This is a genomic window from Agrobacterium sp. 6Ca8, from assembly GCF_055382765.1.
In genome coordinates, this window is the sequence record NZ_AP026434.1 from 258,434 (window position 1) to 271,725 (window position 13,292).

A 13,292-nucleotide genomic window follows, 5' to 3' on the forward strand; every position below is an offset into this window, starting at 1 on the left:
TCTTTCCTGTAAATCGCTGGCGATGGCTGCAGTTCTTGCGGTCGCAGCGCTTGTTCCGGTTCCCATCGGCGCGTCGACCATCGATGTTCCGGTCAGCGTTCGTCTGTTGTCAGGCTTCGAGGTTGGCACCAGCGCCAAGCGTTTCGGCAAGCTGGAATTTATCGGCGGCATGGTGATGAGCACGCCGGAAAAACTATTCGGTGCCATATCCTCCATCCGCTTTCGCCCAAACGGGCAGGAATTCGTTGCTGTGCTGGATACCGGCCACTGGCTCACGGGCAAGATCGCACGCGGCCCGTCGGGCGCGCTGTCCGGGTTGGCTGACGTGCGTATCACTGCCATGCTGGATGCCAGCGGCCGTGAACCTTCCCGCAAGATGGAAATGGATGCGGAAGGTCTGGCGCTGCGGGATGGCAAGGTATTCGTCAGCTACGAGCAGCGGCACAGGATCGATGCCTATCCCGATCCGGGGTTCGAGACCTCAAAGCCGCTCAGCCGCCTGCCTCATCTCATTCCCAACAGCGAACTACGCCACAATGGCGGCATGGAGGCCCTTGCGGTCTCGCCGGCCGATTCGCCGCTTGGCGGTGCCCTTGTCGTGGTGGCTGAGAAAAGCATCGATGCCGACGGCAATCTTCTTGCCGCCATACTGGAAGGCCCGTTGAAGGGCACATTCGCGGTCACCCATCACCCCTCATTCGACGTGACGGACGGCGCTTTCCTGCCCGATGGCGACCTGCTGCTTCTAGAGCGCCGCTTCAATTTCGCTGAAGGGGTGGGGATGCGCATCCGCCGCATCAAGGCTGCCAATATCAGGCCGGGCGCGGTGGTGGATGGCGAAATCCTGCTGGAAGCAGGCATGGTCTACCAGATCGATAATATGGAAGGCATGGATGTGGTGAAGGGGCCTGATGGTTCCACGCGCCTCATCATCGTTTCCGATGACAATCACTCATTTCTCCAGCGCAATCTGATGTTGGAATTCAAGCTGGTGGAGTGAAGGTTCACACCTGCTGCGCCGCCTTGTAGGCAGCCATCAGATCCTCGACGGGAATGCCGTCGATCTTCATCCCTGTCATTCGGCATCCTGTTATCTGCGCGCCGGACAGGTTGGCGTTGCTCAGTTTCAGACCGGAAAGATTAACGTCGTCGATCGACCAGCCGGACATGTTGCTGTCGGTAAATGACGCGCCGGAAAAGTTGATCTGGTTGAAGCTGGTTCCGGCGAGGTTGACGTCGTTGAACACCGTACCCGACAGATTGACGTCGTTGAAGCTGGAGCCTGAAAGCGTGGCGCTGGCGGCCTCCACAATATCGATAACGTCATTGATCTGCATATCTACCTGCCTCTGAGCTGTGCCACGGACCGCAGACTGCAACGCAGTCGGCTGGTTTGCAAGCGCGATTCGATCCACGCTCCCACCCCAGCCTTAAACCTGGATGACAATGGTGTCAGCCCGATTTGGCGACCTTTGGCATCGGCTTCAGCGTGTTCATCAGTGCGCCGTAGGGCAGGAGCATCACGAGGCCAACGAGGATCTTCACTGAGAGGTCGCCGAGCGCCCAGGAAATCCAGCGCGGTGCCTCCAGAGCGAAGATGCCGAGCACGGGGGCATTTTCAATGGCGAAGGCATCGTTGGGACCGACGAAGGAGAAACTCGCAGCAAAGGCGATGGAGAAGAACAGCGCGGTATCCAGCACCGAACCCAGCATGGAGCCGGCAAGAGGTGCGTGCCACCAGCGCTGGCGGCGCAGGCGGTTGAATACGGAAATATCGAGCAGCTGGCCAATCAGATAGGCGGTGCCGGAGGCAACGGCGATACGCGGGATCGAGGTCCAGAAGGACAGTGTGACACCAACAATAAAACCGGCAAGTACGACGCGGCGCGCGACTGACGGGCCGAACTGGCGGTTTGTAAGGTCTGTGACGAGAAAGGCGACCGGATAGGTAAAGGCACCCCAGGTCAAAAGATCGCCGAGATTGACGCCGAACAGCGATCCGGAAAGCGGGTATTGCACCAGAATATTGGACGCGACGACCACCAGTGTCATCAGCAGAACGTAAATGAGCGTGTAGCGCAGGTAGGGCATTTTTTTATCCTGGGTGATGCCACCAGTTGGAGCCGAATTAGAACAAGCAAAAGGCTTGAGCGGCAAAAGCCATTCAAGCCTTCTGAATATCAGTGATGTCGAAACCGCTAATTAAGCAGCTTCGGCCGTCTTCTTGGCGATCTGGCGGCGCAGGAGACGAGCGCGCATGCTCAGTTCGTTTTCGCCGGACTTCAGAAGGAAGGCATCGAGGCCGCCACGATGTTCAACGGAGCGCAGAGCTGCTGCGGAAACACGCAGGCGGAAACGCTGGCCGAGAGCATCGGAGATCAACGTAACCTGGCAGAGGTTCGGAAGGAACCGGCGCTTGGTCTTGTTGTTGGCGTGGCTGACGTTGTTGCCCGTCTGGACGCCCTTGCCGGTCAATTCGCATACACGGGACATGGGTACACCTATTTCGTTTGTCTGTTTCACCACTGGCTCGCCACCGGCAAAACCGTGGTGGCAATCCAACTGGCCATGATTGGAAAGTTGCGGTTCTATAGTCAGACGGGACTTAACAGTCAAGCCGCTCGCGAGCAAATGAAAGGAAATTCCGGCGTTTTCAACCGGCATCCGCTTTTTTATTGCCACAAGTCGGCGTATATGATCGCCCCATAAGGCCGCTTCCGCGCCTCTTTTAAGGTGATATCCAAATGATTGCCAGAGGAAAAAGCATTTTCATGGCTGTGACAATGGCGTTTGCAGGCGTATCTCCATCGCTCGCCGCCGAAGCCCGCCATACAAGCGAATACAGCATCAATCTCGGTATTCTACCAATTGCCAAGGCGAGTTTTTCGACTCGCATGAACGGCCCGAACTATTCGATTTCCGGTTCCTTCAGCTCAGCAGGGCTTGCAAGCGTTCTGGCGGATATTTCCGGCAAGACGACGATTTCGGGTGCCAAACGCGGCCATCGGCTGCAGGCGAACACATATTCGCTTGTTTACAAGGACGGCAAGCGGGTGCGGACCTATGATGTGGTCTATCGTAACGGCAACGTCACATCGACGACGGTGAAACCGGAGCCGAAGGCGCGGCCGGACAATTGGGTGAATGTGAAGGACGGCGACCTGCGCTCCGTCCTCGATCCAATCTCTGGCCTCATCATTCCCGCCGGCGGCCGCATCTGCCCGTCGCGCCTGCCGATCTATGACGGCGAATCGCGGCTGGATCTGGTGTTGAGCCCCAGCGGCACCAAGCCCTTCAAGACGAATGGCTTCAGCGGCGATGCCGTGGTCTGCAAGGCGCGTTACGTGCCGAAGTCGGGTTATCGCCAGGGCCGCAAGGATATCGAATACCTGAAATCCATTTCCATGGAGATATGGTTCGCCAAATCCGACAATATGGATGTCTATGCCCCGGTCTACGCCGTCATTCCGACGCGGGTAGGCCAAGTCTACATCACCGCCACCAAATATGGCGGTTGATGTAGTTATGGGGTATCGCCCGGCGACCATCCGGGTTCGGCCATCACGAAGCTTGAAAAGGCGAAACCCGGCGAGACGGTGCAGCCGACGAGGGTGAAGTCGCCGAGGCTTTCGGCCGATTGCCAGCAATTGGCAGGCACGATCACCTGCGGGCGCTCGCCTTCCAGAATGTCGGGGCCGAGGGTAAAGGTCTGTACCTCCCTGCCATCTTCGGAAAGATGCAGGGTGATCGGAGCGCCGGCATAATAGTGCCAGACCTCCACCGCATCGGTGACGCGATGCCAGTGCGAGCGCGTCCCCTTTTCCAGAAGATAATAGATCGCCGTCGAATGGCCGCGCTCACCACCTGCCTTGTCGCGAAATGTCTGGTGGTAAAAGCCGCCCTCGGGGTGCGGCTCCAGTTCCAGTTCGCGAATGATCGCTGCCGAAGACAGATCGGCGCCCATCAGAAATTGTCCTTGCGTGTGCGGATTTCGGCAAAGACTTCGGCATCGGTTGCGCCTTCAAGGCCAAGATGACTGCGGATGCCAGCATCGGCCACCCGCATATAAGGGTTGGTCTGTTTTTCCAGCCCGATGGTGGTGGGAATGGTGAATTCATTCGCCTGCCGCGCCTTTTCGACGCTTTCGGCGCGCTCGATTAGAGCCGCGTTATCAGGATCGACGGTGAGCGCGAAACGGGCATTCGAAAGTGTATATTCGTGGCCGAAATAGACTTTCGTGTCATCCGGCAGCGCCATTAACTTCTGGAAAGAGTGCCACATATCTGTTGCCGTACGTTCGAACAGGCGACCGCAACCCATGGCGAAAAGCGTATCGGCGGCAAACAGCAGGCCGTCATCGGGAAGGTAGTAGCAGATATGCCCCGCCGTATGACCGGGTGTGGCAATGACCTGAACGCGCCGTCCGGCAAATTCGAACTCGTCGCCATCGGCCTGGGAACGGTCGAGACCGGGGATCGCAATCGCCTCATCATGTGGGCCATGTATTTCGCACTGGAATTTGTCCTTCAGCGCCAGATTGGCTTCCACATGGTCCTGATGGTGATGGGTGGTGAAGATATGCGTGAGCTTCCAGCCATGCCCATGAAGAGCCTGCAGGATGGGGCCTTCCTCCGGCGCATCGATCGCGGCGGTCGCCCCGCTTTCTGGATCGTGCAGCAGAACGCCAAAATTATCACTGCGGCAAAGAAAGACGTCTATTTCCAAAGGTTTCATCGTGGTCCTCTCCATTTGCCGGCCTTGGCCGGCGCATTTGTCCGCCTGAATTTCAATGTAGGCGCAGACGCCTTGAAGTCCAACCGCCTGATGCTACATTCTCGCCCATGAACACCGATATCGTCGATCTGCGCGAATTCTATCATTCCCCGCTTGGCCGCTCGGCCGAGCAGGCGATCACCATGGCGCTTTCATCGCTCTGGCCGCCTTTGCCGGAGGAAAGGCTGGTCGGCCTCGGTTACGCCGTGCCGTTTCTGGAGCGGTTCCGTCATGACACGGAGCGCACCTTTGCCTTCATGCCGGCGGGTCAGGGAGCGGTGAACTGGCCGGCAGGCGAGCTTTCCTCCACGGCGCTGGTGTTTGACGAGGAACTGCCGCTACCCGATTCGTCGATAGACCGGGTGTTGATGGTGCATGCTCTGGAATTTGCCGAAAATCCGCGCGAAACCCTGAAAGAACTCTGGCGGGTGCTGGCGCCCGGCGGGCGTCTGGTGATCGTGGTGCCGAACAGGCGTGGGGTCTGGGCACGCATGGAACACACACCTTTCGGCTCGGGCCGGCCCTATTCGCGCGGGCAGTTGACGGCGCTTCTGCGCGAGACCAATTTTACGCCGGGGGCAAGCGCCGAAGCGCTTTTCTTTCCGCCCACCACCAGCCGCCCGGTACTGAAATTCCGCCGATACCTTGAGCTTACCGGCCGCAGGCTCTGGCCGCTGTTTTCCGGCGTTATCGTGGTTGAGGCACAGAAACGTCTCTATCAGGGATTGCCCGTTACCCAGCGCGCCTCACGCCGGGTTTTCGTGCCGGTCCTGGCGCCTCAGGGTGTGCCCACCACCCGCACCGCCGCAAAGCACGGAAAGCCGCGCTGACCCTCGACAAAGGGGCCATTCCGGTCTAATGCCTCCGGCATTGCTTTTGCCGGGCTCCCCGGCGCATTTCCGAAGGTCGATCAAATGAGTGCAGAGCTTAGCCAACCTCTTCCGCGTCCGGGTATTCTGGATATCGCCGCTTATGTTCCCGGCAAGGAACACGTGGATGGCGTCGCGAAGGTTTATAAGCTCTCCTCCAACGAAACGCCGCTCGGGCCAAGCCCGAAGGCGATCGAGGCATTCGCCGCCACCGCCAGCCATCTGGAAATCTATCCCGACGGACAGGCGATTGCGCTGCGTCAGGCGATTGCAGACGTGCATGGCCTCAACATAGCGAATATCATGTGCGGTAACGGCTCGGATGAGCTTCTTGGCCTGCTCTGCCACGTCTATCTGGGTACGGGCGATGAGGCGATCATCACCGAACACGGTTTCCTCGTCTACAAGATCCAGATCATGGGTGCGGGCGCAACGCCGGTGACGGTGAAGGAAAAGGATTGCGCCGTCGATGTGGACGCGATTCTTGCCGCCGTCACGCCAAGGACGAAGATGGTTTTCATCGCCAATCCCGGCAATCCCACCGGCACCTATGTTCCGGTCGCGGAAATCCGCCGCCTTCAGGCTGGTCTGCCGAAACATGTCGTGCTCGTGCTTGATGCGGCTTATGCCGAATATGTACGCAAGAACGACTACGAGGCCGGTCTCGAGCTGGTGTCTGGGAACCGCAACGTGGTGATGACGCGCACCTTCTCCAAGGTTTACGGTCTGGCCGCACTGCGCGTCGGCTGGATGTATGGTCCGGCCGCCATCATCGATGCGCTGAACCGGGTGCGTGGTCCGTTCAACATGAGCGCGCCGGCGATCGCAGCGGGTGCCGCGGCCATCCGCGATCAGGCATTCCTGGAAAAGGCGATCTCTCACAACACGCTCTGGCTGGAAAAACTCACGACGGTCTTCACCAGTCTCGGCCTCAAGGTCACGCCATCAGTCACCAACTTTGTCCTGATCCATTTCCCGGACCAGGATGGCAAGCGTGCACCAGATGCGGACGAGTTCCTGAGCCGCCGCGGTTATATCCTGCGTGCCGTGCGCGGCTACGGTTTCCCCAATGCCTTGCGTATGACGGTTGGTTCGGAAGAAGCCAATCTTGGCGTCATCGCCGCGCTCACCGAGTTCATGGGGCAGGCGTAATGGGCGAGATCATGTTTGAGCGCATCGCGCTTGTTGGCATCGGCCTGATCGGCTCGTCTATTGCGCGCGACATCAAGGAACTGGGTCTTGCCCGGCATGTCACGATTTCCACCCGCAGCGCGGAAACGCTGAAGCGGGCAGAGGAACTGGCGCTTGGAAGCGAGTATACGACATCCGCCGCGCAGGCCGTCAGGGATGCTGATCTTGTCATCGTTTCAGTGCCGGTCGGTTCATCCGGGGCGGTTGCCGAGCAGATGGCGCCGCATCTGAAGCCCGGCGCCATCGTCACCGATGTCGGCTCTACCAAGGCCTCTGTCATCGCGCAGATGGCGCCGCATATGCCTGACAATGTGCATTTCATTCCCGGCCATCCGCTGGCGGGTACGGAAAAATCCGGCCCGGATGCCGGTTTTTCCGGTCTTTTCCGCGAGCGCTGGTGCATCTTCACGCCGCTGCCGGGCACGGATGCGGAGGCGCTGGAAAGGCTCAAGGATTTCTGGCGGGCGCTCGGTTCGCGCGTCGATGAAATGGATGCCGAACACCACGACAAGGTTCTGGCGATCGTCTCGCATCTGCCGCACATCATCGCCTACAACATCGTCGGCACGGCGGATGATCTGGAGACGGTAACCGAGTCGGAAGTCATCAAATATTCCGCTTCCGGCTTCCGAGATTTCACGCGTCTCGCCGCCTCGGACCCCACCATGTGGCGCGATGTCTGCCTGCACAACAAGGATGCCATCCTCGAAATGCTGGCACGGTTCTCGGAAGACCTTGCTTCGCTGCAAAGGGCGATCCGCTGGGGGGAGGGCGACAAGTTGTTCGAACTGTTTTCCCGCACACGCTCCATCCGCCGCTCCATCATCGAGGCCGGTCAGGACGTCGATACGCCTGACTTTGGGCGTCACGCGCTGGATCAGAAGAAGTAGGGCGCTGAAGTGATATTGATATCGGCGGCGACGGATGACGATATCGAATGGCTGCTGCGGGAAGACAAATGGATCGATGAGGACTGGTTGCGGCGTTGCGTCGGACGCCGCGAATATCTCGTCGCGAAAGAAGATACGATTCTAGTCGGTTTTCTGCGGTTCTCGATGTTCTGGGGTAAGATTCCCTACATGGACATGATCCGCGTCGTTCCCGAGTTTCGGGGACATGGCGTCGGCGCAACGCTTACAGTTTTTTGGGAAACTCTGATGCGTGAGCAGGGTGCCTCACTGGTGATGACGTCCAGCCAGCAGGACGAGCGGGAACCGCAGATGTGGCATCGTCGCAATGGATACAAAGAAGCCGGCATCCTGCATCTTTCAAAAATTCAGGATGCCGCTGAGGTGTTTTTTACAAAAGCTCTCTGTTAAATCGGCGGGATCTTCCCCAGGGGAATGAAACCGCTGACGGTGGCGCGGCCGCGATCCACCACGAGGTCGACGGATGCCCTGTCGCCGCCGCCGGCGAGTGCGCGGAGCATTTTGCGGGCGGTATCGATGGTGGATTGCAGCTGCGGAAACGCCTGCTTGGCATTGTCCGACCAAGCGTCAAGCTTTTCGATCTCCAGCTTGAACTGGCCGGAGAGATAGCCCTCGTTATCGAAGGAGAAAGGGCCGCTGATACGCATGGTGCGGCCTTCGCCGATATCAGCGACCAGCCGGCGAAGCTCGCCGCTCGCACCGTAAAGCCCGGCCGTATCGCTGCCGTCCACCACACCCGCCTTGCCGGCAAGGGTGACATCGGCGATGGCGTTGAGGCGCGGCAGAAGTTGCGGCCAATCCTTGATGACGGTTGACGAGTCGGTCAACGTTATCGCGCCGTCTAGATCGGCGCCGTTCTGGCGCAGATGCATTTCCGTCTTGGCGGCATCGAAATCGATCGTCTGGCCGGTAACGGTGGAAACCGCCTGAGCCTTCAGGCCGTCAATGACAAGCGAGGTGCGGTCGATACCCCTAAGCTTGGTGACGATGCTCGACTGCATGTTCTGCCAGAGGGCTGAAACCGTCAGGCCATGCGCGGTGCGGATTTCAGCCGGTGCATCCAGTTCCCAGACAATGTGGCCGGGATTGTAGACCTGCGCTGCGGAACGCAATTCTCCGAACGAGGCTGAAACGCCATTCTGCTTGTCGTCCACCGTTACCTTGGAGCAGAAAAGGCCGATGCGGAACGGATAACCCTTGAAGGCAATGTCGCCGCATTCGCCGCTGACGTTTCTGGCCTGCGAAGGCGAGATGACGTTCAGAACCGTCTGCTTCAGCTTGTCGGCGGCATAAAACCACCCGGCCGTGTAAAGTCCGATAACCAGCACGACGGCGATACCAAGCCAGAGGAATTTTTTGACCGTGCCGGATTGGCTTGACGATGCCATATTGATCTCCGATGAACAGACTTCAGATAAATTCGATTTGGCTTGGGATATGGACGATTTTTGGGTCTTTGGCTACGGTTCGTTGATGTGGAACCCGGGCTTTGCCTTTGAGGAAAGGCAGCAGGCGCGGCTCCACGGTTATCGACGCTCCCTCTGCATCAGTTCAAATGTGTACCGCGGCACTGAGGAGAATCCCGGCCTTGTTCTCGGTCTGGAGCGCGGCGGCTCCTGCCTCGGCGTTGCCTTTCGCGTGCGCGGAGCGGACCATGGTCCGGTCATGGCCTATCTGCGCGAGCGCGAGCTGGTAACGAATGTCTACAAGGAACGCGTCGTTGCCATTGCGCTCGCCGATGGCACGCGCGGCAGTGCCGTGACCTATGTGGCCGATCCCGCCCACGAGCAGTATATTGGTGGTCTGGGTGTCGCGGAAGCGGCTACGATCGTGGCTGCCGCATCGGGCCGGTCCGGCCCGAATACCGATTACGTCTTCAATACCGTGCAGCATCTGCAGGATATGGGTATTCGCGACACGCTGCTGGAAAGCATTGCCGCCAGTGTCGGCACGATCGCGGTTTAGCCGGCGGGAGTGTCTTGCCCCTGAAGTTCAGCGATACGCTTCACGGCGGTCGGTGGCAGCGGCAGGTGCGGATTGTTGCGCGCGGTCTCCAGCAGCAACTCGTCGCTCGCCTTTTCCGTCACCTCGATCAATGTCTTGAAAAACACGTCCGGGTCCAGTCCCGGCTCGATGGCCGGCAAGATCCGCACCTTGAAATGGCCGGGATAACGCATTGTCGAGCGGCGTGGCCAGAAGAGGCCGGGATGCATGGCGACCGGAATGACGGGGACTTTGAGGTCGCGGTAAAGACGTGCGATGCCATAACGATATTCGGGCTCAGCGCCCGGTGGCCGGCGTGTGCCTTCGGGATAGATTATGAGTTCGCGGCCAGCCGCCATCTCCTCTCTCGCCCGCTCCATGACCTTCAGCATCACCTTGCCGCGCGCGGCGCGGTTGACCGGGATCATGCGCTGCTTCATCGCATACCAGCCGAACAGCGGGATCCACAAAAGCTCGCGCTTCAGAATATAGACCGGATCGGGAAGGTTGGGCAGCAGCGCATAGGTGTCCCAGAAGGACTGGTGTTTGGGGGCGAAGATACAGCCGGTTTCGGGAATGTTTTCCAGCCCCTCGATCTCGAAGGTGGTGCCGACAATGGTCTTCATCAGCCAATGGTTGGATCGCGCCCAGTTCTTGGGGATTTCATAGGCTATTCTGCGCGGCAGGATGAAATAGATCGGCGTGAGCACGATCATGCGGACAATCAGATTGAGATAAAACAGCGTATTGAAAAGAAAAGAGCGCAGCTTGAGCATCGACAGAATTCCCGGGTTGCAGCCGTTCCGAAGCTCAGGCGCGCCTCGATGCCGGATGCCGATGCCAGACGCCTACACGAAAACAAGGCTCCGCAGCAAGCGTGTTCTCTCCGTTCTTCCATTCACGGGGAGGAGGTTGCCGCCTTGATCGTGGGGTGATCGGCGCCCGCCTTGCGCAGACCGTCGCCCTTGCCGAGCCCGGTCAGGTCGCGTCCTGCTGCAATCACGAATTTCATGTATTCGTAGAGCATGGTTCGGACCACATCTGGCTCCGCGAACCAGTTGGTGCGGGCAAGGTCGGCGCTGATAACGGGATAGGCGATGAATTGGGTCTGCGGGCTGGCATTGTGCAATTCATGCAGGCTGCGATGCATATGGTAATTGTTGGTGACGACGACGATGGAGGAATAACCGTGGTCGCGTATCCAGCTCGCCGCCTCATTGGCGTTGCCGATAGTGTCTATGGCCTTGTAGCCCATGTCCACGCAGCAGGAAAACATGTCCGAAGAGCCTTGCGTCATCTTGCGGATTTGCGTGCGGGTGGTGGCCGGATTGACGCCGGAAATCAGAAGGCGCTTGCCAACGCCGTCCCGCAGCAGGCCGACCGCCTGTTCGATGCGCTGATAACCGCCGGTCAGAACGATGATCGCGTCGCCCTTGGCGCCTTCGGGCGGGCGCATGGAGGCGACCGAATCTGCGAACCACAAAAAACCGCCGGAAAAAGCCCCGAGAGTAATGACGCAAAGCAGGATGAGACCGCGAATAAAACGGCGCAGGCGACTTCGCCGCGACAACAGGCCCTTTTTTGCCTGTCGCGTGGTCGTCTGCTCCTGATCATGGCCCGTCCGACTCACAAACATTCCTCCTGAATACTCGCCGATTAAGGCAAGGAACAGGCATTTTTGTCCACCGTCCGCAAGTTACATCCGGCGTGTGAAGGGTGCAGTTTCCTCGCGAGATCCGGGAGACGGCGTCACGATGCGACACCGTCGCTTTTAGACGGATCGGAACGGACGCGGTCGATATCGTCGATCGTGCGGATGACGGTCACACGCGCGGTGATCGTGGTGAGCAGCGCGATGATGATCATCGTCGTGGCGATGCCGATATAACCACTGAGGCCAACGGAAAAGGAGCCGAAAAGCGCACTTGCCTGATCGCTTTGCGGCGTTGCAACCGTGCTCGATTGCCAGAAACCGGCGGCAAGGAAAACCGCCGCGGCAAGGGCGCTGCCCGCTGCCGCACCTTTCAGGCTGATCTTCAGGAAGTGCTTCTGGAATTCCCGCGCGACGAAGCTGCTTTCGGCGCCGACGAAATGCAGCACCTCGACGATGTGCCGGTTGCCGGAAAGCGCGCCGCGCGTTGCAAACACCACCGTCAGCACCATGGCGGTGAAGACGAGGATCAGGACCCCGACGCCGATCATGACAGTGGTCCTGGCCATGGAGACGAGCCTGTCGACCCATGTACGGTGGTCATCCAGAAACGCCTGTGGAATTTCAGCTTTCAGCATATCGCGCATGGCCTGAAAATCGGGCGGGTGGTTTTCGTCGATGGTAATCACGACGAGGCGCGGTACGGGCAGTTCGGAAAGATCTAGGCCACTACCGAGCCACGGCTCCAGAAGACGCGCGGTGGCGGCATCATCGAGGATCGTGCCATCCCGCGTGCCGACAAAGGTGAGCGCCAGAGTACGCGCCTTGGTGAGCGCTGCATTCATGTCCAGCCCGTCCTCGGGTTTGATCTGAATGGTGATTTCGCGAGAAATCTGGCTCTGCCAGGTGGCGGCGGTGGCACGCACCATGGAAACGGCACCAAGCGTCAGGCAGGCGAGAAAGGCCATGATGGCGATCACCACCATCAGCGCATTGCCCTGAATGTTAGAGGGCGGCAGAATGGGTGCCATCGGGCGGATACGCATCGGCGGCCGCTTCGGTGCGGTCGCCTCTGGTCTTAACTGTTTGCGGTTGATCTCATTCATAGATGTCGAGCCGCCCTTCGGTGAGGATCATCCGGCGTGCGTCGATCTGGTCCATCAGGCCGAAATCATGGGTGGCGATGACCACAGCGGTACCCAGCCGGTTGAGCTCCAGAAAGAGGTTGAGAAGGCGCTTGGCCATCGGCGGGTCGACGTTGCCGGTCGGCTCGTCGGCCAGCAAGATTTCCGGCTGGTCCATCAATGCGCGGGCAATGGCAGCGCGTTGCTTTTCCCCACCGGAGAGGATGGCCGGAAGCACATTGATGCGCTCGCCAAGCCCGACCCATTTCAGAAGCTCGATGACGTCGTTGCGGTAGGCGCTTTCTTCCTTGCCGCGCACACGCAGCGGCAGGGCGACATTCTCATAGGTCGTCAGATGATCGAGCAGCCGGAAATCCTGAAAGACGATCCCGACGCGGCGGCGCAGCATGGGTAACTCGCTGCGCGGAATGCGCGACACATCGCGGTTGAACATGCGGATATTGCCGCGTGTGGGCTGCAGCGACATAAGCAGAAGGCGCAGGAACGTGGTTTTGCCGGCACCGGAAGGGCCGGTCAGAAACTGGAACGAACCCTTGGGAATGTCGAAGGTCATGTCCCTCAGGATTTCGGGGCCCATGCCGTAACGCAACCCGACATTTTCGAAATGGATCAACGGACTTCCAGTCTCTTCGTTTCGTGGTGGTTCGCAAACCGCTGGCGCGTGAGGCCCGGATGGGCCGTTTAACCCGGTTCCGGTGGCCTATGCGAGCCGTTTTTGCGAAGCATTAACCAATTAAATTTAAAACTTGGC

The 13,292-nt window shown here is 59.2% G+C and carries 17 protein-coding genes; 7 read left to right on the plus strand and 10 right to left on the minus strand.

Going from position 1 to position 13,292, the window contains the following annotated elements:
* Positions 1-22: 22 nt before the first annotated feature.
* Positions 23-1,000 (plus strand): esterase-like activity of phytase family protein, encoded by a 978-nt coding sequence (locus ACZ5A6_RS15350; RefSeq protein WP_065688021.1) that lies wholly within the window; start codon positions 23-25, stop codon positions 998-1,000.
* Between the two features lie 4 nt (positions 1,001-1,004).
* Here ACZ5A6_RS15350 and ACZ5A6_RS15355 read toward each other — a convergent pair whose 3' ends face one another.
* From ACZ5A6_RS15355 to rpmB, 3 genes are all read right to left on the minus strand, one after another.
* On the minus strand, positions 1,005-1,337 hold the full coding sequence (locus ACZ5A6_RS15355) for a pentapeptide repeat-containing protein (RefSeq protein ID WP_013761796.1): 333 nt from the start codon (positions 1,335-1,337) through the stop codon (positions 1,005-1,007).
* A 115-nt stretch (positions 1,338-1,452) separates the two neighbouring features.
* Complete coding sequence (locus ACZ5A6_RS15360) at positions 1,453-2,091, minus strand: queuosine precursor transporter (RefSeq protein WP_003511348.1); 639 nt, start codon at positions 2,089-2,091, stop codon at positions 1,453-1,455.
* A gap of 111 nt (positions 2,092-2,202) precedes the next feature.
* Complete coding sequence (gene rpmB / locus ACZ5A6_RS15365) at positions 2,203-2,493, minus strand: 50S ribosomal protein L28 (RefSeq protein ID WP_003509888.1); 291 nt, start codon at positions 2,491-2,493, stop codon at positions 2,203-2,205.
* 251 nt (positions 2,494-2,744) lie between these two features.
* On the opposite strand from rpmB, the gene ACZ5A6_RS15370 reads away from it, so the two are divergent.
* Positions 2,745-3,518, plus strand: coding sequence for a DUF3108 domain-containing protein (locus ACZ5A6_RS15370; protein WP_013761795.1), 774 nt, complete (start codon positions 2,745-2,747; stop codon positions 3,516-3,518).
* Between the two features lie 5 nt (positions 3,519-3,523).
* Here the strand turns inward: ACZ5A6_RS15370 and ACZ5A6_RS15375 are convergent, their stop codons facing one another.
* Both ACZ5A6_RS15375 and gloB read right to left on the minus strand, forming a co-directional pair.
* Positions 3,524-3,964 (minus strand): cupin domain-containing protein, encoded by a 441-nt coding sequence (locus tag ACZ5A6_RS15375; protein WP_013761794.1) that lies wholly within the window; start codon positions 3,962-3,964, stop codon positions 3,524-3,526.
* Positions 3,964-4,734 (minus strand): hydroxyacylglutathione hydrolase, encoded by a 771-nt coding sequence (gene gloB / locus ACZ5A6_RS15380; protein WP_003511345.1) that lies wholly within the window; start codon positions 4,732-4,734, stop codon positions 3,964-3,966. The genes ACZ5A6_RS15375 and gloB overlap by 1 nt, the downstream gene beginning before the upstream one ends.
* A gap of 107 nt (positions 4,735-4,841) precedes the next feature.
* Here gloB and ACZ5A6_RS15385 point away from each other — a divergent pair, with 107 nt between their 5' ends.
* The 4 genes from ACZ5A6_RS15385 to ACZ5A6_RS15400 all read left to right on the plus strand — a co-directional run bounded on the left by ACZ5A6_RS15385 (position 4,842) and on the right by ACZ5A6_RS15400 (position 8,152).
* A complete protein-coding gene (locus tag ACZ5A6_RS15385) occupies positions 4,842-5,603 on the plus strand; it encodes a class I SAM-dependent methyltransferase (protein ID WP_003511344.1) in 762 nt (253 codons plus the stop codon).
* Between the two features lie 84 nt (positions 5,604-5,687).
* Entirely contained in the window at positions 5,688-6,794 is a 1,107-nt protein-coding gene (hisC, locus tag ACZ5A6_RS15390) for a histidinol-phosphate transaminase (protein WP_019564874.1), read from the plus strand.
* Complete coding sequence (locus ACZ5A6_RS15395) at positions 6,794-7,723, plus strand: prephenate/arogenate dehydrogenase family protein (protein WP_019564873.1); 930 nt, start codon at positions 6,794-6,796, stop codon at positions 7,721-7,723. Before hisC ends, ACZ5A6_RS15395 begins: the two co-directional genes overlap by 1 nt.
* Before the next feature lie 9 nt (positions 7,724-7,732).
* A complete protein-coding gene (locus ACZ5A6_RS15400; protein ID WP_013761790.1) occupies positions 7,733-8,152 on the plus strand; it encodes a GNAT family N-acetyltransferase in 420 nt (139 codons plus the stop codon).
* On the opposite strand, the gene ACZ5A6_RS15405 is transcribed toward ACZ5A6_RS15400, so the two are convergent.
* Entirely contained in the window at positions 8,149-9,150 is a 1,002-nt protein-coding gene (locus ACZ5A6_RS15405) for a DUF2125 domain-containing protein (protein WP_464111089.1), read from the minus strand. The two genes, ACZ5A6_RS15400 and ACZ5A6_RS15405, sit on opposite strands and share 4 nt — an antisense overlap.
* 49 nt (positions 9,151-9,199) lie before the next feature.
* Between ACZ5A6_RS15405 and ACZ5A6_RS15410 the strand changes: the two genes are divergently transcribed.
* On the plus strand, positions 9,200-9,727 hold the full coding sequence (locus tag ACZ5A6_RS15410) for a gamma-glutamylcyclotransferase (protein ID WP_464111090.1): 528 nt from the start codon (positions 9,200-9,202) through the stop codon (positions 9,725-9,727).
* Here ACZ5A6_RS15410 and ACZ5A6_RS15415 read toward each other — a convergent pair.
* The 4 genes from ACZ5A6_RS15415 to ftsE form a co-directional block, all read right to left on the minus strand.
* Positions 9,724-10,521 (minus strand): lysophospholipid acyltransferase family protein, encoded by a 798-nt coding sequence (locus ACZ5A6_RS15415; RefSeq protein ID WP_025595414.1) that lies wholly within the window; start codon positions 10,519-10,521, stop codon positions 9,724-9,726. The two genes, ACZ5A6_RS15410 and ACZ5A6_RS15415, sit on opposite strands and share 4 nt — an antisense overlap.
* 122 nt (positions 10,522-10,643) lie before the next feature.
* A complete protein-coding gene (locus ACZ5A6_RS15420) occupies positions 10,644-11,381 on the minus strand; it encodes a YdcF family protein (RefSeq protein ID WP_174068900.1) in 738 nt (245 codons plus the stop codon).
* Between the two features lie 113 nt (positions 11,382-11,494).
* On the minus strand, positions 11,495-12,502 hold the full coding sequence (locus tag ACZ5A6_RS15425) for a cell division protein FtsX (RefSeq protein WP_003511335.1): 1,008 nt from the start codon (positions 12,500-12,502) through the stop codon (positions 11,495-11,497).
* The gene (ftsE, locus tag ACZ5A6_RS15430; protein WP_003511334.1) at positions 12,495-13,154 is read right to left on the minus strand and encodes a cell division ATP-binding protein FtsE; all 660 of its coding nucleotides are present in this window, start codon (positions 13,152-13,154) and stop codon (positions 12,495-12,497) included. Before ftsE ends, ACZ5A6_RS15425 begins: the two co-directional genes overlap by 8 nt.
* Positions 13,155-13,292 lie beyond the last annotated feature (138 nt).